The sequence below is a fragment of the Pseudomonas sp. ME-P-057 genome, assembly GCF_030208975.1.
Lineage (GTDB): Bacteria > Pseudomonadota > Gammaproteobacteria > Pseudomonadales > Pseudomonadaceae > Aquipseudomonas > Aquipseudomonas lutea.
On the sequence record NZ_JARVSX010000018.1, the window covers coordinates 186,721 to 211,990 of the forward strand.

Here is a 25,270-nt window from a genome sequence, read left to right on the forward strand (position 1 = left end):
TTCACTTCACCAGAGGCAGGTTGTCGCCGCGCCACGACGAAATACCGCCGGACAGCTTGGCGGCGTTGAAGCCCGACTTCAGCAGCTCACGGGCGGTATGGCCGGCGTGCTGGCCAGCGGCATCGACGATGATCAGAGTCTTGGGCTTGAATTTTTCCAGCTCCGCAGTGCGGGTCAGGATTTTGTCCTGAGGGAAATTCACGGAGCCCACGATGTGGCCTGAGGTGAATTCCTTCTTGGCGCGCACATCGATGACAATCGCTTCATCGCGGTTGACCAGAGCAGTCAGTTCGCCAGTGCTCAGGCTGCGGCCGCCTTTGCTAAGCTCCGTTGCGATCAGCAGGCCCAGCAAGATGACGAAAGCACCCGTCAGCAAATAGTGGTTCGTGGCAAATTCAATCAGGTGAGCAACCATCATCAGGTTCCAGGGCGTTAAAATGTCGGCCAGTATACACAGCCCCCAAGGTGGGCCAAAGCCCGTACGGCAGTGACGCCGTTTAGCTTGTGGCTGATTTGAACTTGTCCCTAAACTGTCGATCTTTTTCTACTTCACCTATTAGCCAAGAGTGGGATTCATGACTACCACGCCTAAACCTTTGGTTCTGATCATCCTGGACGGCTTCGGTCACAGCGACAGCCACCACGGCAATGCCGTCTACGCCGCGAAGATGCCGGTCTTCGATCGCTTGTACCAGACGATGCCGAACGGCCTGATCTCCGGGTCGGGCATGGATGTCGGTCTGCCGGACGGGCAGATGGGCAATTCTGAAGTCGGCCACATGAACCTCGGCGCCGGGCGCGTGGTGTATCAGGACTTCACGCGGGTCACCAAAGCCATCCGCGACGGCGAGTTCTTCGAAAACCCCAACATCTGTAAAGCAGTGGATCAGGCAGTAAGCATGGGCAAAGCCGTGCATATCCTCGGCTTGCTGTCAGACGGCGGCGTCCACAGCCATGAAGACCACCTGGTAGCGATGGTCGAACTGGCGGCAAAACGCGGCGCCGACAAGATTTACCTGCACGCCTTCCTCGATGGCCGTGACACGCCACCACGCAGCGCTCATCCGTACCTGGCCACCATGGAAGCGACGTATGCGCGCCTTGGCAAAGGCCGCACGGCTTCGGTCATCGGCCGCTACTTCGCCATGGACCGTGACAATCGCTGGGACCGAGTCGAATCCGCCTATAACCTGATTGTGGACGCCACTTCGGAATTCCACGCAGACACCGCCAAAGCTGCGCTGGACGCGGCTTACGAGCGGGGTGAAAACGACGAATTCGTCAAGGCCACCAGCATCGGCGCGCCGGTGACGGTAGAAGACGGCGATGCGGTCGTGTTCATGAACTTCCGCTCTGACCGTGCCCGCGAACTGACCCGCGTGTTCGTCGAAGACGATTTCGCTGACTTCGCGCGTCGTCGTCAGGCCCGGCTGGCCGGGTTCGTCACGCTGACCAAGTACGCAGCCAACATCGACGCCCCGGCGGCCTTCGAAAAAGGCGGGCTGCATAACGTGCTGGGCGAGTACCTGGCGAATAACGGCAAAACCCAACTGCGCATTGCCGAGACCGAGAAATACGCCCACGTGACGTTTTTCTTCTCGGGTGGCCGTGAAGAGCCGTTCCCCGGCGAAGAACGCATCCTGATCCCTTCCCCAAAAGTGGCGACTTACGACCTGCAGCCCGAAATGAGCGCACCGGAAGTCACCGACAGAATCGTCGATGCCATTGAGAACCAGCGCTACGACGTGATCGTCGTGAACTACGCCAACGGCGACATGGTGGGCCATAGCGGGATCATGGAAGCCGCTGTCAAGGCGGTGGAATGCCTGGACGTGTGCGTCGGTCGCATCACTCAGGCGCTGGAAAAAGTCGGCGGCGAAGCGCTGATCACCGCCGACCACGGTAACGTCGAGCAAATGACCAACGAGCAGACTCACCAGCCGCACACCGCGCATACCACCGAACCGGTACCGTTCGTCTACGTGGGGAAGCGTGTGTTCAAGGTGCGTGAAGGCGGCGTCCTGGCGGATGTCGCGCCGACGATGCTCATGCTGCTCGGCATGGACATCCCCAACGAGATGACCGGCACGCCGATTCTGGTCGCCGAGTAAGCCCTTGAACCGGCCCGCCAGTCGCTGGCGGGCCGGTTTTGTATGAAATGTCTGACGGCCACGTCGTCCGAGCGTTTTTTTTGCAGCCATCGCCGGGCATACTAGGCCGGTCTTCACTCCTGGTATCGCCCAACCTCATGCTTCGCGCCCTGATCACCCTCGCTTTGATTTGTCTGCTCAATCCGGCGTTCGCCGACGATGATCGCGCACAAACGCAGAAACAGCTCGATGCCACGCGTCAGGACATCACCGAACTCAAAAAAGCGCTGAGCCAGTTGCAGGAAGAAAAATCCGGCGTCCAGAAAGACCTGCGCTCCACTGAAACGCAAATGGGCAAGCTGGAAAAGCAGGTGGAGGCCCTGCAAAAGGAACTAAAAAAGAGTGAAAGCGAGCTGCAACGGCTCGATCAGGAGAAAAAAAAACTCCAGAGCGCGCGCGTTGAACAGCAAAGGCTGATCGCAATTCAGGCTCGCGCCGCCTATCAGAGCGGCCGCCAGGAATACCTCAAGCTGTTGCTCAATCAGCAGAACCCCGAAAAATTCGCTCGCACCCTCACCTATTACGACTACCTGAGCCAGGCCCGCCTGGAGCAGTTGCGCAACTTCAATGAAACCCTGCGCCAGCTGGCAGGCGTGGAAAAAGACATCGACCTGCAACAGGCGCAACTGCTGGTACAGAAGAGCTCGCTGGATGATCAGAAGGCCCAACTCGACACCGTTCGCCAGGAACGTCAAGTGGCGCTGGCCAAGCTGAACCAGGACTACAAGGCCCGCGACCAGAAACTGCAATCGCGGCAGCAGGATCAGGCTGACCTGACCAAAGTCCTCAAAACCATTGAAGAAACCCTCGCCCGACAGGCGCGCGAAGCCGAAGAAGCGCGTCAAAAGGCGCTGCTGGCTCAGCAGGAAGCCGAAAAACGCCAGCGCGAGCAGGAAGCGCTGGCAAAAAACCGGGCTAAAGACGATGCGAAGGACGACAGCGATGACGCGCCGCGCCGTCCCGCCAAGGCGCCCGGCACCATGGTTTCCAGCACCGGTCAGTCGTACGGCGGACCCTTTGAGCAGGCCAGGGGAAAACTTCCATGGCCTGTCGATGGTCGATTGTTGGCGCGATTTGGCGAAAGCCGTGGCGACGACGAAAGAACCAAGTGGGATGGCGTGATGATCAGTGCTGCTGCAGGCAGCCAGGTGCGAGCGGTGCACGGCGGTCGGGTGGTCTTCGCCGACTGGTTGCGCGGCGCCGGGCTTCTGGTCATTCTCGACCACGGCAATGGTTATTTGAGTCTGTACGGTCACAACCAAAGCCTGCTGAAAGAGGCCGGTGACGTCGTAAAAGCCGGAGATGCGATCTCCACTGTCGGTAACAGTGGTGGTGGTCAGGACACTCCGGCGTTGTATTTCGCTATTCGTCAGCAGGGTCGCCCCAGTGATCCGGCCCAATGGTGTCGCACTCAAGGATAAGTCGACACCTCACTCAGGAGTTCGTAAGACATGCTGTTTTCGTCCCGCCTCACCTCGCTGGCCCTGACTATCGCCGTGATTATCGGCGCGCCTCTGGCCCAGGCTGCCGGTGCCGCCCCTGCTCCCGCGCCAACCGCTTCCTCGCCTGCCAGCGCCGCGAACGTCAAGGCGCCGCTGCCGCTCGACGAGCTGCGCACCTTCGCCGAGGTCATGGACCGGATCAAAGCCGCGTACGTTGAACCTGTGGACGACAAGACCCTGCTGGAAAACGCCATCAAGGGCATGCTCAGCAACCTCGACCCGCACTCCGCTTATCTGGGCCCGGAAGACTTCCAGGAATTGCAGGAGAGCACCAGCGGCGAGTTTGGCGGGCTGGGCATCGAGGTCGGAGTCGAGGACGGTTTCGTCAAAGTCGTTTCGCCTATCGACGACACCCCTGCCTCCAAGGCAGGCATCGAGGCCGGTGACCTGATCGTCAAGATCAACGGCACGCCAACTCAGGGCCAGACGATGCAGGAAGCCGTGGACAAGATGCGCGGCAAGATCGGCGAGAAAATCACCCTTACGCTGGTGCGTGACGGCGGCAACCCGTTCGACGTGACGCTTGCGCGCGCGACCATTCAGGTCAAGAGCGTGAAAGCGCAGATGCTGGAGCCCGGTTACGGTTACATCCGCATCACCCAGTTCCAAGTCAAGACCGGTGAGGAAGTCGGCAAGGCACTGGCCAAGCTGCGCAAGGATAACGGCAAGAAGATGAGCGGCTTGATCCTGGACTTGCGCAACAACCCGGGCGGGGTGTTGCAGGCGGCGGTCGAAGTGGCTGACCACTTCCTCACCAAGGGTCTGATCGTCTACACCAAAGGCCGCATCGCCAACTCCGAGCTGCGCTTCTCGGCAGATCCGGCAGACGCCAGCGAAGGCGTACCGCTGGTGGTGCTGATCAACGGCGGCAGTGCCTCGGCTTCGGAAATCGTCGCCGGCGCGCTGCAAGACCAGAAGCGCGGCATTTTGATGGGGACTGATACGTTCGGCAAAGGCTCGGTGCAGACGGTTCTGCCGTTGGCCAACGACCGCGCCTTGAAGATCACCACCGCGTTGTACTACACGCCAAACGGTCGCTCGATTCAGGCTCAGGGCATCAACCCGGACATCGAAGTCAAACGCGCCAAACTGACCGCTGAAGCCGATGGCGACAATTACAAAGAGGCTGATCTGCTTGGTCACCTGGGGAATGGCAACGGCGGTGCGGACAAACCGACTACCAAGGCCAAGGCTGGCAAGGCGCGTCCGCAGGACGATGACTACCAGATGAACCAGGCCCTCAGCTTGCTCAAGGGATTGAGTGTCACGCGCGGCAATTGATGTGCGCGTCTGGCTGATCGGGCTTATCTGGGCTCTAGTCGTCACCACCGGGGCTGCGCACGCCGCCCCGGCGGAATCCTCAGTGACCGGTGGCAAGGCGCCGAAGGTCGCTTACCTGAGCCTGATCATCGACGATCTCGGGCAAAGCCCTGATCGAGACAACCGCGCGCTGGCCCTGCCCGGCCCCGTGACGCTGGCGATCATGCCCGACACGCCTCACGCAACGGACTTTGCCCGTCAGGCGCACAAGGCCGGTAAAACCGTGATGCTGCACATGCCGATGGACCCGGCCACCGGACCCTATGCCTGGCACCCGGAACTGCCACTGCCCGAGCTCGAATCCCGTCTGAACGCAGCGCTGCTGAAAGTCCCCTACGCCGCTGGCATCAATAACCACATGGGCAGCCGCATGACGGCCGAGCCGGTGGCAATGGGCTGGCTGGTGGGCGAGTTGCAACGCCGTCATCTGTTTCTGGTCGACAGCCGTACCAGCGCGAAAACTGTCGCGGCAGCCGAAGCCCAGAAGATCGGGTTGGCAAGTGTGTCCCGCGACGTCTTTCTGGATGATGAACGCACTGCCGAAGCCATCTCGGGTCAGCTGCAGACGGCGATCAAGCTGGCCCACAAGCAGGGTTCGGCTGTGATGATCGGCCACCCCTACCCCGTGACGATGGACGTGCTTGAGCGCGAGCTGCCCAAGCTCAAAGCCCAGGGCGTCGAGTGGATCGAACTGCGCCACATGATCAGCATTCGGGGTAATGAGGCCATGGCGGGCCATGGCAAGAATGGCGTTTATCGTTGAGCCTGTGACGGGCCGAGCGGAGCGGAGTACATCCTGAATTGCTGCGGCGCTGCCAGAATTTTTCGCGGGCAAGCGCGCTCCTACAGGTGAATCCAAAGATCGCGCCGGGCGCAAGGATCGATTGCGCAAGATGATCGTATCGATTACGCCGGGTTAAGGCGACGATTGGGCGCCTCGGCGTACGGATCATGAATCGCAGACGACCGGTGTAGGAGCGCGCTTGCCCGCGAAGGCGGCAGTCCGGTCACTGAAGACTCCACGGATGGACTCGATTCATCGCCTTCAATTAATGCCCGCCGCCGCGCCGTAATTCTGGCACCTCCATAACCACCCTGTTTCAGCGCGCCGATGCAACGCATTCATTGGACTGTGCGCGCCCGTCCTCTATGGTGAGACTCGAACGGATGCAGCGCCCGAATGCAGTGGGAGTGCCTCAGCGACCCACACCTTTACGGAATCAAGGCGCTCATGAATTCAACCACTGCTCCAAGCCCACGCGTGCTCGCCTATCGGCCCGAGATAGACGGGCTGCGTACGGTAGCCGTGCTCCCGGTGATCCTTTTTCACGCCGGGTTCATGTTTTTCTCGGGTGGCTTCGTCGGTGTCGATATCTTCTTTGTCATTTCGGGATACCTGATCACCTCGATCCTGGCGGCGGAGATAGCCCAGGGTCACTTCTCGATTTTGAAGTTCTACGAGCGGCGCGCCCGTCGCATCCTGCCCGCGCTGTTTTTCGTGATCATCGCCACGCTGCCGTTTGCGCTGCTGTGGATGCTCGACAGCGATATCCAGAACCTGGGGCGCAGCATCATGTCGGTGGCGGTCTTTGCCTCCAACCTATTCTTCTGGCGCAATACCGACTACTTCGACCCTGCCGCTGGCGAACAACCGCTGCTGCACACGTGGAGCCTGGCGGTGGAGGAGCAGTACTACATCTTCTTCCCGCTGTTCTTACTGATGGCGTGGAAGCTGAAAAAACCCGGCCTGACGCTGTTCATTCTGGTCATTACCTGTGTTTCGCTCGCTCTGGCCGAATGGGGCGCGACGTACCATCCCGCCGTGAATTTCTACCTGTTGCCAACCCGAGCCTGGGAACTGCTCGCCGGTTCACTCACGGCGATGGTGCTGTTTCGTCAGCCCGGCACGCCCGCAACCGCCGACGGATTTAGTCCGGTCAAAGCCGCCCTGGCAATTACCGGCGCGGGTCTGGTGCTGTATTCAGTGTTCGGTTTTGATGAGACCACTCCCTTTCCGAGCCTGTACACGGTTGTCCCGGTGCTCGGTACGTGCCTGATCATCCTGTTCGCTTCGCCGCACTGTGTGACGGGCAAAGTGTTATCGCTCAAGCCGATGGTCTGGATCGGCTTGCTGTCCTACAGCGCGTACCTGTGGCATCAGCCGCTCTTTGCGCTGTATCGCCTGTCGCCGTTGCAGTTCTCGAATCATGATCAGATCGTTTTTCCGATGTTGATTGTCGTGGTGTTCCTGCTCGCCTGGTTCAGCTGGAAATACATTGAGGCGCCCTTCCGCTATAAAAACCGTATTTCACAAAAAGGCGTTTTCCGCTGGGCCGTGGCGAGCATCGTGCTGTTGCTGGGCATCGGCGGGACACTCAACGCGGTCTACAAGCCGGTGGCTGACCCCATGGCCGTTCAGGTGCAGGACTGCGAAGGCTATGACGCGGGAGGCTCGGAGCTGGCCTGCAAGAAGATCGGCACCGGCAGCAGACTGGTGGTCCTGTTCGGTGACTCCCACGTACTGCCGCTGGTCGACGCCTTCAGCGAGGACCCGGCCATGACGTACATGTTTGTGTCGATTCCCGGTTGCCCGCCGCTGGTCGGGCTAGAGCGCTACGACGGCATCGGCAACAGCTCCAACTGCGACAAGCCGGGACAGCTGGCGCACTACGCCCAGCAGATCGCCAGCCTGCAGCCGGAGAAGATCATCCTCGTGGGGCGCTGGACGCTGTACATGCATGGCTGGCAGAAAAAGAACGTGCTGCAGAAAAAACATCATTTACTGCAACTGGAGACTGGCGAGACCGGGCTGACGCCTCAACAGGTCGTTGCCAGAGGCGTGGATGCCACGGTGGAGTTCTTTGGCCGTACCGCGCCGCAAAGCACGCTGTTCATTCTTGAGCAGGTGCCCGACATCCAGATGTTCGGGCATGTGAAGGCGGTTGTCAGCGCACTGGGAGACAGCGTTCCGCGCACCGCCATCGACGCCTGGGACGAGGGCGAGATGTCCATGCTGGCCGATGAGGCCAACGGCGGGGCGCTTAGGGTGATCAGGACCAAACAGTACTTTTGCAACGCGGCCAGCTGCGAGATCGGCAAAGACAAGCGCTTTTACTACCTGGACGACAACCATCTGAGCGCGTCGGGCGCCAAGCTGCTGAGCGAGCCGTTGAAGATGGCGATCAACCCATGAAATGTGCCTACAGAAACTCGGCAAAAATGGAATCGACCACGCCCTCTTTGCGCAGTTGATCCAGCGCGCCCTGCAGTCGGGCGACCACGGCGTCGGGGGTGTCTTTGTTCAGCGCCAGGAACAGCTCGGCGCTGTTGAAGCGCAGCACGGTTTTCAATCCGGTGATGCCTTCCTGCCGGGCCAGATAACGCCCTGCCGGATCGCCCGTTGCCCAAAGATCGAGCTGGCCATCGACGAGCTTCCTGGCGTTGTCCTTGTCGCTGAGCACCGTGACAGGCTTCATGCCCTGACGCGCCAGTTCCACGGCGATGGCATCGCCTTTGTAGGCACCAATTCGATAAGGTCGGGCGGCCTCCAGTGAACTTAGCTCAATAGGGCTGTCAGCACGCGCCAGCAAAACCCAGTCGTCCGGACCGATCGGGCCGACCCATTTGAAGCGTTTTTCGCGCTCGGGCAATCGCGCGGTCACGAAGACGCCGTAACCGGGATTTTCCAGCGCCAGTTTGTAGATGCGCTCCCACGGGAAACGCAGGGTCATGCTGTAGCCGATCCCGGCGCGCTTGAAGGTCTCGCGCACCACCTCCGCGGCGATGCCCTTGATGTTGGCTTCCTGGGCGAAGTTCTTGCCGTCGGCGGCCATGTTGTACGGGGGGAAGTTTTCGGTCAGCAGGACCATCGAATAAGCTGGTGAATCGTCGGCACGGGCCGCGCCCGAGAGCAGCGTCACGGCGCTGATCAGCGCAAGAAAAACACCTTTGAACATATCCCTGGCACCCGATCCTGACGACCGCAAGAGAGTGCCGCTAACCCGCGGCAAAGTCTAGTTCGCGGTCGTCACGGCCGGTCAGCGAACCACAATCCCCTGCTTGGCCATGTAGGCCTTGGCTTCGGGCACGGTGTATTCGCCAAAATGGAAAATGCTCGCCGCCAGCACAGCGCTGGCATGTCCCTGCAGCACGCCGGCGGCCAGGTGCTCAAGGTTGCCGACGCCGCCCGACGCGATCACCGGAATGCCGAGTGCATCGCTGATGGCGCGGGTGACGCCCAGATCGAAGCCGTTCTTCATGCCGTCCTGATCCATGCTGGTCAGCAGAATTTCGCCAGCGCCCAGGTCTTCCATCTTTTTGGCCCACATGACGGCGTCCAGCCCTGTCGGCTTGCGACCGCCGTGAGTGAAGATCTCCCAGCGCGGCTCTTCACCGGGCAGCGAAACCTTCTTGGCATCAATGGCCACGACGATGCACTGGGAGCCGAATCGCGCAGCGGCTTCGCCGACAAACTCGGGATTGAACACGGCAGCGGTGTTGATCGACACCTTATCGGCGCCGGCATTGAGCAGATTGCGGATGTCCTGCACCGTGCGCACGCCGCCACCCACCGTCAGCGGAATGAACACCTGACTGGCCATGCGCTCAACGGTATGCAGCGTGGTGTCGCGGCCGTCGACACTGGCCGTGATGTCCAGGAAGGTAATCTCGTCGGCGCCCTGCTCGTCATAGCGACGGGCAATTTCCACCGGATCGCCGGCGTCGCGGATGTTCTCGAACTTGACGCCTTTGACTACGCGGCCGTTGTCGACGTCAAGGCAAGGGATGATGCGTTTGGCGAGGGCCATGGGCCGGTTCTCCGAAGACGGTTGGGAATCTGCCCAACATCACAACATTCTGATTTGAAGGACGCCCCTGTGGGAGTGAGCTTGCTCGCGATGCGCCTGGTCAGTCAGCAAACATACGTCTGACACGCCTGCTATCGCGAGCAAGCTCACTCCTACACCGGGGTGTGCCAGTCAGGCTTTGTACGAATCACAAAACGCCTGGGCCTCAGCGACATCCAGCGTGCCTTCGTAAATGGCGCGGCCGGTAATGGCGCCGATGATGCCGGGCGCTTTGGCGTCGAGCAGCGCCTTGATGTCGCCCAGGTTATGAATACCGCCGGAGGCGATCACCGGAATGCGTGTGGCGGCAGCGAGCGCGGCGGTGAACGGGACGTTGCAGCCCTGCATCATGCCGTCTTTGGCGATGTCGGTATAAACGATCGCCGAGACGCCGTCGGCTTCGAAGCGCTTCGCCAGATCGATCACCTGCACGGTGCTGACCTCAGCCCAGCCGTCGGTGGCGACGAAGCCATCTTTGGCATCCAGGCCGACAATCACTTTGCCCGGAAATGCGCGGCAGGCGTCTGCGACGAATTCAGGCTCCTTGACCGCCTTGGTGCCGATGATGACGTAACTTACGCCGGCTTTGACGTAGTGCTCGATGGTTTCCAGCGAGCGAATGCCGCCACCGATCTGGATCGGCAGGTTTGGGTAGCGACGGGCAATCGCCGTCACGACTTCACCATTGACCGGCTGGCCTTCAAACGCACCATTGAGGTCGACCAGATGCAAACGACGGCAGCCGCCCTCAACCCATTTGGCAGCCATGCTCACCGGATCATCGGAGAACACTGTGGAATCTTCCATTCGGCCTTGGCGCAGACGCACGCATGCGCCGTCTTTAAGGTCGATCGCGGGAATAATAAGCATGGTTTTTCCTTGGTCAAAGGAGCTGCAAGCTGCAAGCCATGAGCTGCAAGAGGCATCTCCACTAATTCTCGCAGCCTGATGCTGCCTTGATTCTGCTGTGATGTATGCGACCTCAAGACCGCGGCAGGCACGCCCTTTCTTGAGGCTTGCGGCTTGCGGCTTTCAGCTGCTCTTCTCCAACGCCCACAGGTCGCTTTCGATGCTTTCGAAACGCTCTTTCAGGTGCGTCTGCACATCGAAGATCGCGCGGTTGTAGTAATGCGGTGCGATCTCGCGGGTGAACAACTCCAGAATTTCAGCCGCTTCGAACGAACCCAGGTCCAGCTCGAAACGCTCTTCCATGAACCGCTTGATCGTGTGACACGCCTCACTCTCCTGCTCGGGAGTGAGGGTCAGAATCGGCGGTTTGGTTTTCTTGCTCATTACCGGCTGCCGTCCCACACGGCGAAGTTCTGCAGCAACTGCAGGCCATGGGTGTGGCTCTTCTCCGGGTGAAACTGCACGGCAAAGCGCGAGCCGTCCGCCAGCGCAGCGGCGAAGTCATGACCGTAATGACCTCGACCGGCGACCTGCTGAGGGTTTGGCGAGTCGATGTAGTAGCTGTGCACGAAATAGAACCGCGCCATGTCCGGGATGTTGGCCCACAGCGGGTGATCCACTGCCTGCGCCACTTCATTCCAGCCCATGTGCGGGACTTTCAGATGCTGGCCGTCTTCGTGCAGATCCTTGCCGAAGAAGCGAACCTGGCCCGGGAACACACCGATGCAGTCGACTCCGGCGCTTTCCTCGCTGTGATCCATCAGCGCCTGCATGCCCACGCAGATGCCGAGAAATGGACGGTCCTGACTGACTTCGCGGACCAGCGCATCGAAGCCCAGACGACGGATTTCAGCCATACAGTCGCGAATCGCGCCGACACCGGGAAAAACGACGCGGTCAGCTTCACGAATAACGTCGGCGTCGCTGGTAATCAGCACACGACCGGCGCCGACGTGCTCCAGCGCCTTGGCCACCGAGTGCAGATTGCCCATGCCATAGTCGATAACGGCAACGGTCTGCATTACAGCACGCCCTTGGTGGAAGGCATCTGGCCGGCCATGCGGTCGTCGAGCTCTACCGCCATGCGCAACGCGCGGCCAAAGGCCTTGAAGACGGTTTCGATCTGGTGGTGGGTGTTGTGCCCGCGCAGGTTGTCGATGTGCAGCGTGACATTGGCGTGGTTGACGAAGCCCTGGAAGAACTCCTGGAACAGGTCCACATCAAAGCCGCCGACGGTGGCACGGGTGTAAGGGACGTGCATCTGCAGGCCGGGACGACCGGAGAAGTCGATGACCACGCGCGAAAGCGCTTCATCCAGCGGGACATAGGCGTGACCGTAGCGACGGATGCCTTTTTTGTCGCCGATGGCTTTGCTGAATGCCTGACCCAGCGTGATGCCGACATCCTCCACAGTGTGGTGATCGTCGATGTGCAGGTCGCCTTTGCATTCGATATCCAGATCGATCAGCCCGTGACGGGCAATCTGGTCGAGCATGTGTTCAAGAAAAGGAACGCCGATATCAAATCGGGCCTTTCCGGTGCCATCCAGGTTGATCGAGGCTTTGATCTGGGTTTCCAGAGTGTCGCGCTCGACGAACACCATACGTTCGGCCATCACCAGCTCCGCAAAATCATTGGGCGAAAAGGCGGCCATTATAGGCGGGTGGCGGGGAAACAGAAACATGAAGCGAGGAATGACAGACAGGGGGAAATGGCACGTACGAGGATGTACATGTCTGTACATATGGGCTGCAGGAGCGGGCTTGCTGGCGAATATTCTGCGTCAGTGCAAGTGATTTGCCTGATACATCAAGCTTCGCCAGCAAGCCGGCGCCTATGGTGCGCGCTGGCCTGAAGGACTCAGGCCAGCACGGACAGGCTCTTAGTGAAACAGTACGGCAGTCTTCTGCAGAGTGATCCACACGCCCCACGCCAACGGAATGCCCACCGCCAACCAGGCTAGAACGGCCAGCGGCTTGGTGCTCGGGTCGGCTTTCCATTCCAGCGAAGTGCTGTGATCAGCGCCGGCATCGTGACCGATGGCTTGTTCAGCCTTCAGTTGCTCGTCGGTCATGAAGTACTTGTCGGCCACCGGACGAACCAGCAGGTTGCAGATAAAGCCCAGCACCAGCAGACCCGCAAGGATGTACAGGGTGATGTCATAGGCATCCGCCCGCGCAACGCCGTGGCTCAACTGGTACTCGCGCAGGTAGTTGACCAGCACTGGACCCAGCACACCGGCAGCTGCCCATGCGGTCAGCAGACGACCGTGGATCGCGCCCACCATTTGTGTACCGAACAGGTCGGCCAAGTAAGCCGGAACGGTTGCAAAACCGCCGCCGTACATCGACAGCACCACGCAGAATGCCGCCACGAACAGCGCTACGCTGCCCAGATGACCCAGGGTCGGCACCGACGCGTAGAGCAGGAAGCCTAGCGCGAAGAACACGAAGTACGTGGCTTTACGGCCGATGTAGTCCGAGAATGACGCCCAGAAGAAGCGACCGCCGATGTTGAACAGGCTCAGCAAACCGGTGAAGCCTGCCGCGATGGCTGCGATGGCGGCCAGTTGCGAAGCATCCAGCTGCCCGAACGGTTGATCGGTGCCCAGCAGCTTGCCGCCGAATACTTCCTGCAGCAGTGGCGAAGCCATGCCGAGGATGCCGATACCCGCCGAAACGTTCAGGCACAGCACCAGCCAGACCAGACGGAATTGCGGGGTTTTCCACGCAACGCTGACGTGTACGTGGCGGTTGGTGATCATCGCGCTGTTGGCTTTCTTTGCCGGAGCGGTCCAGCCTTCAGGCTTCCAGCCGGTAGGCGGAACGCGGTACGACAGAGCACCGCCGATCATGAAGATGAAGTAAATCACCGCCATCACCGCGAAGCTTTGCCACACGCCAACGCTGTCAGGCGTAGCGAAATGGCTCATCAGTGCGGTTGCCAGTGGAGCGCCAACCATTGCGCCGCCGCCGAAACCCATGATCGCCATGCCCGTGGCCATACCGCGCTTGTCCGGAAACCACTTGATCAGCGTCGACACCGGCGAGATATAACCCAGGCCCAGACCGATACCGCCGATCACGCCCGAGCCGATCCACATCAGCCATATCTGGTGGGTATACACACCCAGCGCCGAGATCAGCAGACCGCCACACCAGCACAGGGCCGATACGACACCCGCCTTGCGTGGGCCTGCGTGTTCAAGCCAGCCACCCCAGATGGCTGCGGAGCAACCCAGGAAAATGAAGAACAGGGTGTAGATCCAGCCGAGCATGGAGATCGGCCAGTCGCAGCTGGACGAAAAGACTTGCTCGAAAAAGCCCATGTCCGGTGCGCAAGCGACAGCGGTCTTGATGCCGATGGCCTTGGACAGTGGCAGCCAGAACACCGAGAAGCCGTAGGCCATGCCGATACACAGGTGAATAGCCAATGCAGCCGGTGGAACCAGCCAGCGGTTGAACCCGCGCTTGGCGATGATGCGCTCTTTGGACAAGAACGCAGGCTGAGCGGAAGTACCGCCCAGAGCAGTGCTCGTAGTCATCTAATGTTGCCCCCAATTTTTAGTTGTATCCCGCAAGAACGGCGACGTTGCTCCGCCCCCACTCTGTTAAGCACGCAGGCCTCGGTGGGTTATCGGCAGGCAGTCTCTTTACGTGACAATTCGACGCAGCAAGGCTGGCGAACGGCGCGAGATTACCATTTGCGGGTCAAAAGAAAGCATTCTGCTACTACCTTTTTTGCGCCGTCTGTCACCGCGCAGGGAGCAGGCAGTCGCCTCTCCAGCGCCATTGACGATCCAAAACCCGGTGCCTGCGTGAGAACGCTATACTCGCGGGCTAAATTTTGAACGACTCGACACAAGGACTCGCCCATGAAAGCGTTCGGCAAAATCCTGGGACTCACCCTTCTCGGGCTGTTGCTGATCATCGTGGCTCTTGGCTTTGCCTTGACCCATCTGTTTGATCCCAACGATTACAAAGACGAGATTCGAAAACTGGTTCGCGACCGCGCCCATGTCGAGCTGACGCTCAACGGTGACATCGGCTGGAGCCTGTTTCCATGGCTGGGCCTGGAGCTGCATGACGCCAGCGTCGCCACCTTGAGCGAGCCGACCAAACCTTTCGCCGATTTGCAGATGCTGGGGCTTTCTGTCCGCGTTCTGCCGCTGCTGCGCAAGGAAGTGCAGATGAGCGATGTGCGGGTCGAGGGCTTGAACCTGACCCTGACGCGCGACGAAAACGGCCACGGCAATTGGGAAGACATCGGCAAGGTGCCTGCGACTGCGGCCAACCCTGCCCAGCCGCCTGCCACGCCCGCCCCGGCTGACGCTCAGGCCGATCCCGCTTCGACCAAGCCTGACAAACCATGGCAGCCGCTCAAGCTGGACATCGACAGCCTGACCGTGAACAACGCGCGCATCGATTACAACGACATTCCCAAGGCCCGGCAATTGACCGCCGAGAGCATCCAGCTGAGCACTGGCCCGATCCACAACGCGACCGATATCCCGTTGAAGCTGACGGCTTTCTTGAGCACCAACCAGCCGGTCGTCCGAACCAAAACCGAGCTGACCGGCAAGCTGCGTTTCGACCGCGTGCTCAAGCGCTATCAACTTGATGACATGCGCTTCTCCGGCGAAGCGGCGGGCGATCCGCTGCAGGGCAAGACATTGACGTTCTCGGCCCAGGGTCAGTTGCTGGCAGACATGTCCGCCAACGTCGCCGAATGGACCAATCTGAAACTCTCGGCCAACCAGTTGCGCGCCATCGGCGAGCTGCATGTGCGCGATCTGGACAAGACCCCGCAACTGACGGGCGGCCTGTCAATCGCGCAATTCAACCTGCGTGATTTCCTCGACAACATCGGTCAGCCTGCGCCGGCACTGGGTAGCGGCAGCCTGAACAAACTGGAGCTGGTCACCCGTATTGCCGCGACGCCCAACAGCGTGTCGCTGGACAACCTGACGATGAAGCTCGACGACAGCACCATCACCGGCCGCGTCGCTGTGGAAGACTTCGCCAAACAGTCCTTGCGCGTCCAGCTCAAGGCCGACACGTTCAACGCCGACCGCTATCGTGCGCCCGAGGGCGAACAGGCGAAAAGCGCTGGCGCTGCTCGCAAGTCCGAAGTTCAAGGCGCCGAAGCCGAGGCCATGGTTGCGTCAGGTACCTCGCCGCTGCCCAACCAGCCCACGCAAGGCGCCTGGAGCGACGCGAAGCTGTTGCCAGTGGAGCGCCTGCGCAAACTCGATGTGGACGCTGACCTCAGTTTTGGCAAGCTGACGCTGGAAAAACTGCCCATTCAAAACGCGGCGCTGAAAACCTCTGCGCTCGACGGGGTGGTCACGCTCAGCAGTCTGCGCGGCGATCTGTACAACGGCAATTTCGAAGTCAAAGGCAATTATGACGCCCGCCCCGAAGTGCCGTTGGCGAGCGTTCAGACCCGTATCGTGAAGGTCCCCGTGGAGCACTTCATCCAGAGTCAGGGCACCACGCCGCCACTGCGCGGCCTGCTCAACCTCACCAGCGACGTGACCGCCAAAGGCAACAGTGAGAAGGCGCTGGTCGAAAGCCTCAACGGTACCGCCAGCTTTGCGCTGAACGACGGCGTGCTGGTCAACGCCAACCTCGAACAGCAGTTGTGCCGCGGGATCTCGACGCTCAATCGCAAAACCCTGAGTGGCGAACCGCGCGGCAAAGACACGCCTTTCCAGCAGCTCAACGGCAATCTGGTGTTCCGTAACGGCGTGGCCAGCAATCCTGACCTCAAAGTCCGCACCCCCGGCCTTAGCGTCAATGGCGACGGGGACATCGACCTGCGCGTGATGGGCATGAACTACCGGATCGGTGTGATCATCGAGGGCGACAAGAGCGATATGCCGGACCCGGCCTGTGAAGTGAATCCTCGGTTTGTCGGGATTGAATGGCCGGTTCTATGCCGTGGCCCGCTGGAACTGGGCGCCAAGGCCTGTCGGCTGGACAACGACGGCCTGGGCAAGGTCGCCGCCAAACTCGCGGGCGACCGCATTGGTGACAAGATCGACGAAAAACTGGGGGACAAGGTCAGTCCCGAGCTCAAGGACGCAATCAAGGGACTGTTCAAGCGTTAACTTCACTCAGCAGGCGCTGCTGAACGAACTGTAGCAGCGCGCTTGCCCGCAAAGGCGTTGGGTCATAAACCATCATGGTGGCTGACTCAACACACTCGCGGACTAGCGTTAATCCAGACATGGGTGCAACCCCACTCTATTCGATTACCGGAACCCTTGATGCAACCCGAGCAGTTCTCCTCCGCCGTTCTCGACTGGTACGACCGTCACGGCCGTCATGACCTTCCCTGGCAACACGACATCACCCCTTACCGCGTGTGGGTGTCGGAAATCATGCTGCAGCAAACTCAGGTCAGCACCGTCCTGGGCTATTTCGACAAGTTCATGGAAGCCCTTCCGACCGTGCAAGCGTTGGCCGAAGCGCCGGAAGATGAGGTGTTGCACCTGTGGACGGGGCTTGGCTACTACACCCGCGCGCGCAATTTGCAGAAAGCTGCGAAAATCGTGGTGGCCGAACACGGCGGTGAGTTTCCCCGGGACGTGGATAAGCTCGTCGAGCTGCCCGGGATTGGCCTCTCGACAGCAGGTGCCATTGCCAGCATCAGCATGGGCCTGCGAGCGCCGATCCTCGACGGCAACGTCAAGCGCGTGCTCGCCCGCTTCACCGCCCAGGAAGGCTATCCTGGCGAGCCCAAGGTGGCGAAGCAGATGTGGGCCACGGCAGAGCGTTATACACCGCACAGCCGCGTCAACCATTACACCCAGGCCATGATGGATCTGGGCGCCACACTCTGCACTCGCAGCAAACCCAGTTGCCTGCTCTGCCCGCTGGAGCGCGGCTGTGAAGCGCACATGTTGGGCCAGGAAACCCGCTACCCCATCCCCAAGCCGCGCAAGGTCGTGCCGCAAAAACGCACCTTGATGCCTATCTTCGCCAACCAGGAAGGCGCGATCCTGCTTTATCGCCGCCCTTCCACCGGGCTCTGGGGCGGGCTGTGGAGCCTGCCGGAACTGGATGACTTCACCGACATGCAGCACCTGGCCAACCAACACGCACTCGAGATGGGCGAGCACCTGGCCTTGCCGGGGCTGGTGCACACGTTCAGCCACTTTCAGCTGACCATCGAACCCTGGCTGGTCAGGGTTCGGGAGTCCGCCCATCACGTGGCCGAGGATGACTGGCTCTGGTATAACCTCGCCACCCCGCCGCGCCTGGGCCTTGCCGCCCCGGTGAAGAAACTGCTGAAAAACGCAGCCGACGTACTGAATGCAGGAGAGTCCGCATGACCCGCACCGTGATGTGCCGCAAATACAAAGAAGAACTGCCCGGCCTGGACCGTCCGCCCTATCCGGGCGCCAAAGGTGAAGACATCTACAATCACGTCTCGCAAAAGGCCTGGGCTGACTGGCAGAAACACCAGACCCTGCTCATCAATGAGCGCCGCCTGAACATGATGAACGCCGAAGATCGCAAATTCCTGCAGACCGAGATGGACAAATACCTGTCCGGCGAGGAATACGCCAAGGCCGACGGCTACGTTCCGCCGTCTGAATAATCCTTCGCAGACAGTGTTCGTCGTAAGCGGAGGAAATAATTCAGATTTTTTTCAACGCTACGCTTGACGACCTTCTGAAAAACACGTTTAATGCGCCCCGTTGCCCAGATAGCTCAGTCGGTAGAGCAGGGGATTGAAAATCCCCGTGTCGGCGGTTCGATTCCGTCTCTGGGCACCACAAATACCGAAAAACCCCTGCATCGAAAGATTCAGGGGTTTTTTATTGGGCGCGATTTATTAACATTGCCGACTTGACCCTATCAAGGAGCCCGTCATGGCATCTGTCACCAAGCAGCAGAAACGAGCCAAGCGCGCCAAGACCAAAGCCAAAGCGCAGCGTGTCGCCCGCCAGCATCCGCAAACGGTCAATCCGATCGTCCCGGATTACTTCATGCCTGACGTGTTCGACGACGACGAAACCCTGCTCCACAGTTACGTCGAGCCCGACATCCTTGAGGCCTTGAATGAGGAAGAGCGCGAGGCGATGGCGTCGCTGATAAGAGGCGATTCCGGGATGCCGTTCACCGAGGACGAAATGCTGTTGACGGAGGTTTACCTGGTCGCTGCGCCGGAGCCGTCCGAGGAGCAACGCCTCGCCCATTACGAAGTGCTCAAGCGTGCCGAGCAGCAAGGGTTTCTCGATCTACTTGATGCCTTCGCCAGAGGTCCGATAGCCGCCCACGCCTTCTACGACATCGATTTCGATCATTACCTCGACGTCCTGGTGAACACGCTTGGCGCCTACATGATGTGGGCCCACGGACTGGATGAGGCGACTGTCAGGGCGCGCATCGACGACGACGATTTCTATGAAGCCTTCCGCGCCGTTCTTGGCGAGATCGAGATGGAGTCCACGATGCAGATGCTGGGAATCGACCGCAACGAGCACGACGAACCGGCGCAAGACTGAATACAATACGCGCCCGATGATCTGGGCCATGCGAATGGCTGCACCGAACAAGGAACCGCCGTCATGGCCTCCCCCGACAAACAGCAAAAACGCGCCCAGCGGGCAAAGGCCAAGGCCAAGCAGAACCGTTCCGGCAAGGCCCGGCCGAGCGTCATTCACCCGGTGCTCAACCACGCGTTCGTCAACGATCCTTTCGATGACGTCGAAATCGACCTGAGTACGTTCGATTTTAAAGACATCGAAGAAAACGGTTTCGACCCGGCGGATTTCGATGACTTGTTCCAAGCCATGAAGCAGGCGGAATCGGTGAGCCTGTTGGCGATGTGCGTAGTGTTTTTGCAATACCCGGTGCTGGAGCTGGTGATCTCCGAACAAGACGAGGAGCCGGCGACCGATTTCATGATGGGCCTGCTGATCACCTACCGCGGGCTCTTCCATGAGGAAGACGAAGACACTGCCGTCGAGTGGCTTGGCAGTGACACATTTCAGACCGCCTACAACGAAGCATCCGTCATCCTGCAAAAAAAGAACGCCCGTGGAGCCTTCGCGCGTCCTTGATACGTTTTTGATTTACATGACCCCCGTCAAAACGGTAGCTTTGCGCCACCACGAGAATGCAACTCCTTCTCAATAAAGGCTCGCCGTTTTGACTCGTCATCTTCCCTCTTCGCCTGAACATGCTTCAGGCGATGCTAGGCGTTACTCCAAGACCCGCATTTTCCTGCACTGGCTTTCCGCTGCCGTCATCCTGTGGGCGACGTTCAGCGGCTTCGGCGTTGCCTTGCTTGAGCAGAACGATCCTCTTCGGCAGTGGGTCGAGTCATTCAATCCACAGCTGACCAGCCTCTTCATCCCCTTCTTTGCATGGCGGCTATGGCTGGCATTCAACGCACCCCGCCATCCAATCTCCCACGACCTGCAGGCGCGCCTGGCAAGTGCTGCGCACACGGCGATTTACGCGGCGGTGGCGGGCGTGCTGATCACAGGCGTCCTGATGATGAGCCATCCGGTCACGCTCCTGGCGCTGATCCCGATGCCCCAGCTGATCCATTCGCCGGTGGCGCTGCTGGAGTTGCATGAAGTGCATCACGTCCTGTGCGCGGTATTGGCCGGGTTGGTGGCGCTGCACTTGGCAGCGGTGGTGCTGCATCAGATGCGCGGGCAGTCGGTGTTGAGAAGAATGCGTTAACAGCGCACCAGTGCTCACAGAGACCCTGCTCACGATTACAGTTAACGCAGAGCTTGATTTGAGATAATTTTTCATAGACCCTCACCAGGGCCTCATGAATCCGGGCGTCTCACGCTCAGATTTAGAGATAACAAATTCCCGCTTCGAGATATTGTGCATGCTGGCTTTCTTTCATCACGATCTTGAATTGCTCAATCCTACATTCGACTCTGAGCTTGTGGACGTCCTGAGCGAGCTGGAGCACCTCCGTAAGCTAAGACTGGAGGGCGACACGCCTGCGCCTGTGTTCTTTCAACTGAAATCCATCTTTCATACCCTGGAAAGTCTCGGATCAGCCCGTATCGAGGGCAATCACACCACCCTTGCTGACTACATTGACAGCAAAGTGGGGGGCCAAAACGAAGACACAGATCAGCTACGCGAAGTCGCAAACATCGAAAAAGCGATGGATTACATTGAGGAAAGGATCACTCATGGAAGTCAGCTCACTGAGCATTTCATTCGCGAATTGCACGCGATGACTGTTCATGATCTCGATCGTGAGGGAGACAAAACGCCGGGGGCGTACCGACAGAGTCAGGTACGAATATCTCAATCAGAGCATTTACCACCTGACGCACTCCTTATTTCTGGATACATGCGAGATCTGGTCGAGTTCGTTAACAAACCCGACTCCCCGAAGTATGACCTCATGAAGGTCGCCTTGGCGCATCACAGATTTGGATGGATTCACCCCTTTAGCAATGGTAACGGTAGGGTAGTCCGGCTCATCACTTATGCACTGCTGATGAAATACGGATTCAACGTTAACACCGGCGGGCGGGTGCTAAATCCGACGGCCGTGTTTTGTAACGACCGTGAACGCTACTACGCCATGTTGACGACTGCCGATGCCGGGACCAGCCAGGGGTTGGAAGTATGGTGCACTTACGTGCTGCAGGGGATACGTGACGAACTGAATAAGGTAGATCTGCTTACACGTTACGAATATCTCACTCGCCACGTTTTAACCCCCGCTATAGCGTTTGCTCGTCAACGCGATTGGATCACGGAAACGGAGGAGTTATTACTGGCTCTTGCCATCAAAGCGAGGGTGGTGAAATCTGCGGACTTGGCCAACGTCGTGCCAAACCTGAACAGCGCTCAACGCACCTATCTTATTAAAAAGCTGGTGGGTCAAGGAATGCTCTTACCTATCAGCGAGGGAGCCAGGCAATACACCATAGGGTTTTCAAACAATTATTTGATCCGCGGTGTCATCAAGGCGCTTCGGGAACAAGGGTTCATACCTGCGCCGTTGGAAAACCCATAAAAAAGCCGCCATCATCCCTGATCGCGGCTTCTCGACAGCAGTCGCTCAAAGCGACTCAAAGACTCATCAATTCAACACGACCTTCCCTGCCTTGGCCGCCGTCTTGCGGCGATTCGACACGATCAAGCCCGCCGCAACCACCATGATGCTCAGCAGGCCGGTGGCGATGATTTCCATACGATGGCCTTCCTGGAACAGCATGATGGTCAACACCGCGACGATGAAGACGATCACCGCCCAGGTCAGACCCGGGAACAGCCACATGCGGAAGTCGATGGCTTGCCCTGACGCTTCACGCTTGCGACGCATGCGCAGCTGCGACACCGCGATGACCAGATACACCAGCAACGCGATTGCGCCGGAGCTCGCCAGAAGGAAGTCGAACACCGCAGCAGGTGCGACGTAGTTGGCGAACACCGCAGCGAAGGCGGCGCCGGTCGACAGCAGGACAGCCCAGTAAGGCGTGCCGGCTTTGGTGGTGCGCTGGGACACCGTAGGCGCATCGCCCCGCTTGCCGAGGGAGAAGAGCATGCGCGAGGCGGTGTAGAGCGCCGAGTTCAGGCAACTGGTCACCGCCACCAGCACGACGATGTCGACGATCAGCTTGGCGTTCGGAATGCCCATCAGGTCGAGCACAGTCTGATACGAACCCACCTCAGCCAGTCGGCTGTCATTCCAGGGCACCAGCGCGACGACGAGAAAGATCGACAACAGGTAAAACAGGCAAATCCGCCAGATCACCGAATTGGTGGCCTTGGTGATTTGCTCGCCCGGGTTTTTCGATTCCGCCGCCGCAATGGTGACGATCTCAGTTCCCATGAACGAGAACATGGTGGTCAGCATCGCTGCGAGCACCGCGCCCATGCCGTTGGGCAGGAAGCCTTGCGTGTCATACAGATGGCTGACGCCGCTGACCTGGCTGTTCGGCAGCAGACCGAACACTGCGGCCACGCCCAGCACCACAAAGCCGATAATCGCCAGCACCTTGATCAGCGCGAACCAGAATTCGAATTCGCCGTAATTCTTCACGCTGAACAGGTTGGTGGCCGTCAGCAATAAGGTAATGACCAGCGTGAAAGCCCAGATAGCAACGTTCGGGAACCAGGCGTGCAGAATGGTCGCAGCGGCGTTGGCCTCCAGCGGAATCACCAACACCCAGAACCACCAGTACAACCAACCGATGGTGAAACCCGCCCAATGGCCGATTGCGCGATCGGCGTAGGTCGAAAAGGACCCGGTGTCCGGCGAGGCCACGGCCATTTCCGCCAGCATGCGCATCACTAACACCACCAGCGTACCCGCAGCGCCGTAGGCCAGCAGTACAGCCGGCCCTGCCTCAGCGATTGCATGGCCCGAGCCAACGAAAAGGCCGGCGCCGATAACGCCTGCAATCGAGAGCATGGTGATGTGCCGCGGTTTTAGCCCTTGTTCAAGGTTTGAAGCGTTGGGTGTGCTCATGGAACCAACCTTAGAAGGATTTTTATATGGATCAGTACGTGCTGAAGCCCTTCGTAAAAAGAACACAACAGCGCTGTTATTTATTTTTTACGCAAGAATTACGCCAAAATGTTTCAGATACGACGTCGCAGGCGGATACGCCCGGTCTTGCCGTCTTACGCAAGTTCCTGAATGCGCTAGCGATTTGCCAGCCACGTAGGAAGCGTTACCTAGCGCAACAAGAAGAAGACGCTCAAGCGCACCGAAAATACACACTGCCTACAGGCCAGCACCCATTAAGTGCGCAAAAACGGGGCAAGCATCGACTGAGTGGCGGAAATACCCTTCCCCACGGCGGGTAAAGCTGGCACCATCGCGCCCTTTTTGCGCAACGGCACTCTGTGCCTGCGCCATCAAGCTCATCCTGAAGGCTGGCTACCCATGCCCGGGGCACCGCACCGTGGTGTCGCTGAATCAGCCCGATGAGCCCACCGAATTACGAGGACCGAACATGGCCCAGGCCACGCCTGCCCTGGAAATCCGCGATCTGCACAAACGCTACGGCGAGCTCGAAGTGCTTAAAGGCATCTCGTTGAGCGCGCAGGATGGCGCCGTGATTTCAATTCTGGGTTCTTCCGGCTCGGGCAAGTCGACGCTGCTGCGCTGCATCAACTTGCTGGAAAACCCGCACCAGGGGCAAATCCTGATTGCCGGCGAGGAACTGAAGCTCAAAGCCACCCGCAAGGGTGAACTGATTGCCGCAGACAACCGTCAGATCAACCGGCTGCGCAGCGACATCGGCTTCGTCTTTCAGAACTTCAACCTCTGGCCGCACATGACCGTCCTCGATAACATCACCGAGGCGCCAAGACGCGTGCTGGGGCAGAGCAAAGCAGAGGCCACCGAAGTCGCCGAAGCACTGCTGGCCAAAGTCGGTATCGCCGACAAGCGCCAGGCTTACCCGGCGCAGCTGTCTGGCGGCCAGCAGCAACGTGCCGCCATTGCACGCACGCTGGCCATGCAGCCCAAGGTCATTCTGTTCGACGAACCCACCTCTGCCCTCGACCCCGAGATGGTGCAAGAAGTGCTTAACGTCATTCGTGGACTGGCCGAGGAAGGCCGGACCATGCTGATGGTGACCCACGAAATGAATTTTGCCCGGCAGGTCTCCAGCGAAGTGGTTTTCCTGCATCAAGGGCTGATAGAAGAACAAGGCTCGCCGGAGCAGGTCTTCAACGACCCGCGCTCGGCGCGCTGCAAACAATTCATGTCCAGCAATCGCTAACGGAGCAACATCGATGCAGACCCTGAGAAACATTCTGTTGGCCGCTGCCGCCACATTGGCGATGGTCTCCAGCGCTTTTGCCGACGAGACCCTGAAAATGGGCATTGAAGGCGCCTATCCCCCGTTCAACAACAAGGACGCCAGCGGACAGGTGGTGGGCTTTGACGTGGAGATCGGCAACGCACTGTGCGCCAAGATGAAAGTGACCTGCGAAGTTGTGACATCGGACTGGGACGGCATCATTCCTGCGTTGAACGCGCAGAAGTTCGACTTCCTCATTTCTTCGCTGTCGATCACCGAAGAACGCAAGCAGGCGGTGGATTTCACTAACCCGTACTACTCCAACAAACTGCAGTTCATTGCGCCGAAGTCGACCAACCTCACCGGTGACGCCGCTGCTATCAAACAAGCGCTCAACGGCAAAACCATCGGCGCCCAGCGTGCAACCTTGTCCGGCACCTGGCTGGAGGACAACTGGGGCGACGACGTCACCCTGAAGCTCTACGACTCCCAGGAAAACGCCTTCCTCGACCTGGCCTCGGGCCGTCTCGATGCATTGCTGGGTGACAAATACGCAAGCTACGAGTGGCTGAAAAGCAAAGAAGGCCAGAACTACGAGTTCAAAGGCGAGCCACTGCAGGGCGACGACAAGATCGGCATCGCGGTACGCAAAGGCGACCCGCTGCGCGACAAGCTCAACGAAGCCCTGAAAGAAATCATCGCCGACGGCACCTACAAGAAGATCAACGACAAGTACTTCCCGTTCAGCATCCTCTGACCTGCCAGACCCTCGCCGCTGCC

Annotated in this window: 24 protein-coding genes and 1 tRNA gene; 16 read left to right on the forward strand and 9 right to left on the reverse strand. The window is 59.4% G+C overall.

The window, feature by feature from the left end:
- Position 1 precedes the first annotated feature (1 nt).
- A complete protein-coding gene (locus tag QRN48_RS09890; protein WP_285350405.1) occupies positions 2–415 on the reverse strand; it encodes a rhodanese-like domain-containing protein in 414 nt (137 codons plus the stop codon).
- 160 nt (positions 416–575) lie between these two features.
- On the opposite strand from QRN48_RS09890, the gene gpmI reads away from it, so the two are divergent.
- The 5 genes from gpmI (at position 576) to QRN48_RS09915 (ending at position 8,165) form a co-directional block, all read left to right on the forward strand.
- Positions 576–2,111 carry a 2,3-bisphosphoglycerate-independent phosphoglycerate mutase gene (gene gpmI, locus QRN48_RS09895; RefSeq protein ID WP_285350309.1) on the forward strand — a complete coding sequence of 512 codons (1,536 nt, stop codon included), beginning with the start codon at positions 576–578 and terminating at the stop codon, positions 2,109–2,111.
- Between the two features lie 137 nt (positions 2,112–2,248).
- Positions 2,249–3,571, forward strand: a complete 1,323-nt coding sequence (locus tag QRN48_RS09900; protein ID WP_191944055.1) for a murein hydrolase activator EnvC family protein — start codon at positions 2,249–2,251, stop codon at positions 3,569–3,571.
- 30 nt (positions 3,572–3,601) lie between these two features.
- Positions 3,602–4,933 (forward strand): S41 family peptidase, encoded by a 1,332-nt coding sequence (locus tag QRN48_RS09905; protein ID WP_037016279.1) that lies wholly within the window; start codon positions 3,602–3,604, stop codon positions 4,931–4,933.
- A gap of 13 nt (positions 4,934–4,946) precedes the next feature.
- Positions 4,947–5,735 (forward strand): divergent polysaccharide deacetylase family protein, encoded by a 789-nt coding sequence (locus QRN48_RS09910; RefSeq protein ID WP_191944282.1) that lies wholly within the window; start codon positions 4,947–4,949, stop codon positions 5,733–5,735.
- A gap of 468 nt (positions 5,736–6,203) precedes the next feature.
- Positions 6,204–8,165: an acyltransferase family protein gene (locus tag QRN48_RS09915; protein ID WP_285350312.1), complete on the forward strand. Its 1,962-nt coding sequence runs from the start codon at positions 6,204–6,206 to the stop codon at positions 8,163–8,165.
- 7 nt (positions 8,166–8,172) lie between these two features.
- Here QRN48_RS09915 and QRN48_RS09920 read toward each other — a convergent pair whose 3' ends face one another.
- The 7 genes from QRN48_RS09920 to QRN48_RS09950 form a co-directional block, all read right to left on the reverse strand.
- A complete protein-coding gene (locus tag QRN48_RS09920; RefSeq protein WP_191944057.1) occupies positions 8,173–8,928 on the reverse strand; it encodes a substrate-binding periplasmic protein in 756 nt (251 codons plus the stop codon).
- An 81-nt stretch (positions 8,929–9,009) separates the two neighbouring features.
- Positions 9,010–9,780, reverse strand: a complete 771-nt coding sequence (gene hisF / locus QRN48_RS09925) for an imidazole glycerol phosphate synthase subunit HisF (RefSeq protein WP_037016289.1) — start codon at positions 9,778–9,780, stop codon at positions 9,010–9,012.
- A gap of 171 nt (positions 9,781–9,951) precedes the next feature.
- Positions 9,952–10,689 (reverse strand): 1-(5-phosphoribosyl)-5-[(5-phosphoribosylamino)methylideneamino]imidazole-4-carboxamide isomerase, encoded by a 738-nt coding sequence (gene hisA, locus QRN48_RS09930; RefSeq protein WP_285350314.1) that lies wholly within the window; start codon positions 10,687–10,689, stop codon positions 9,952–9,954.
- 162 nt (positions 10,690–10,851) lie between these two features.
- Complete coding sequence (locus QRN48_RS09935) at positions 10,852–11,112, reverse strand: DUF2164 domain-containing protein (protein ID WP_285350316.1); 261 nt, start codon at positions 11,110–11,112, stop codon at positions 10,852–10,854.
- Positions 11,112–11,750, reverse strand: coding sequence for an imidazole glycerol phosphate synthase subunit HisH (hisH, locus tag QRN48_RS09940; RefSeq protein WP_191944059.1), 639 nt, complete (start codon positions 11,748–11,750; stop codon positions 11,112–11,114). Before hisH ends, QRN48_RS09935 begins: the two co-directional genes overlap by 1 nt.
- The gene (hisB, locus tag QRN48_RS09945; protein ID WP_037017551.1) at positions 11,750–12,343 is read right to left on the reverse strand and encodes an imidazoleglycerol-phosphate dehydratase HisB; all 594 of its coding nucleotides are present in this window, start codon (positions 12,341–12,343) and stop codon (positions 11,750–11,752) included. Before hisB ends, hisH begins: the two co-directional genes overlap by 1 nt.
- A gap of 267 nt (positions 12,344–12,610) precedes the next feature.
- Positions 12,611–14,272, reverse strand: coding sequence for an OFA family MFS transporter (locus tag QRN48_RS09950; RefSeq protein WP_037016298.1), 1,662 nt, complete (start codon positions 14,270–14,272; stop codon positions 12,611–12,613).
- 330 nt (positions 14,273–14,602) lie between these two features.
- Between QRN48_RS09950 and QRN48_RS09955 the strand changes: the two genes are divergently transcribed.
- The 8 genes from QRN48_RS09955 to QRN48_RS09990 all read left to right on the forward strand — a co-directional run bounded on the left by QRN48_RS09955 (position 14,603) and on the right by QRN48_RS09990 (position 21,747).
- The gene (locus QRN48_RS09955; protein ID WP_285350321.1) at positions 14,603–16,840 is read left to right on the forward strand and encodes an AsmA family protein; all 2,238 of its coding nucleotides are present in this window, start codon (positions 14,603–14,605) and stop codon (positions 16,838–16,840) included.
- A 159-nt stretch (positions 16,841–16,999) separates the two neighbouring features.
- A complete protein-coding gene (gene mutY / locus QRN48_RS09960) occupies positions 17,000–18,067 on the forward strand; it encodes an A/G-specific adenine glycosylase (protein WP_285350323.1) in 1,068 nt (355 codons plus the stop codon).
- Complete coding sequence (locus tag QRN48_RS09965) at positions 18,064–18,336, forward strand: oxidative damage protection protein (RefSeq protein ID WP_285350325.1); 273 nt, start codon at positions 18,064–18,066, stop codon at positions 18,334–18,336. Before mutY ends, QRN48_RS09965 begins: the two co-directional genes overlap by 4 nt.
- A gap of 102 nt (positions 18,337–18,438) precedes the next feature.
- Positions 18,439–18,514 (forward strand) — tRNA-Phe (locus QRN48_RS09970).
- 96 nt (positions 18,515–18,610) lie between these two features.
- Complete coding sequence (locus QRN48_RS09975; protein WP_285350327.1) at positions 18,611–19,246, forward strand: hypothetical protein; 636 nt, start codon at positions 18,611–18,613, stop codon at positions 19,244–19,246.
- A 63-nt stretch (positions 19,247–19,309) separates the two neighbouring features.
- The gene (locus tag QRN48_RS09980) at positions 19,310–19,804 is read left to right on the forward strand and encodes a hypothetical protein (protein WP_285350328.1); all 495 of its coding nucleotides are present in this window, start codon (positions 19,310–19,312) and stop codon (positions 19,802–19,804) included.
- A gap of 88 nt (positions 19,805–19,892) precedes the next feature.
- Positions 19,893–20,435: a cytochrome b gene (locus QRN48_RS09985; RefSeq protein ID WP_285350329.1), complete on the forward strand. Its 543-nt coding sequence runs from the start codon at positions 19,893–19,895 to the stop codon at positions 20,433–20,435.
- 157 nt (positions 20,436–20,592) lie between these two features.
- The gene (locus tag QRN48_RS09990; RefSeq protein ID WP_285350330.1) at positions 20,593–21,747 is read left to right on the forward strand and encodes a Fic family protein; all 1,155 of its coding nucleotides are present in this window, start codon (positions 20,593–20,595) and stop codon (positions 21,745–21,747) included.
- Between the two features lie 66 nt (positions 21,748–21,813).
- On the opposite strand, the gene gabP is transcribed toward QRN48_RS09990, so the two are convergent.
- Complete coding sequence (gene gabP, locus QRN48_RS09995) at positions 21,814–23,205, reverse strand: GABA permease (protein WP_285350331.1); 1,392 nt, start codon at positions 23,203–23,205, stop codon at positions 21,814–21,816.
- 26 nt (positions 23,206–23,231) lie between these two features.
- On the opposite strand from gabP, the gene QRN48_RS10000 reads away from it, so the two are divergent.
- The 3 genes from QRN48_RS10000 (at position 23,232) to QRN48_RS10010 (ending at position 25,247) form a co-directional block, all read left to right on the forward strand.
- Positions 23,232–23,546, forward strand: coding sequence for a hypothetical protein (locus tag QRN48_RS10000; RefSeq protein WP_285350334.1), 315 nt, complete (start codon positions 23,232–23,234; stop codon positions 23,544–23,546).
- Positions 23,547–23,695: 149 nt separating this feature from the next.
- The gene (locus QRN48_RS10005) at positions 23,696–24,469 is read left to right on the forward strand and encodes an ABC transporter ATP-binding protein (RefSeq protein ID WP_285350336.1); all 774 of its coding nucleotides are present in this window, start codon (positions 23,696–23,698) and stop codon (positions 24,467–24,469) included.
- A gap of 13 nt (positions 24,470–24,482) precedes the next feature.
- Positions 24,483–25,247 carry an ABC transporter substrate-binding protein gene (locus tag QRN48_RS10010; protein WP_191944067.1) on the forward strand — a complete coding sequence of 255 codons (765 nt, stop codon included), beginning with the start codon at positions 24,483–24,485 and terminating at the stop codon, positions 25,245–25,247.
- The last annotated feature ends 23 nt before the right edge of the window (positions 25,248–25,270 follow it).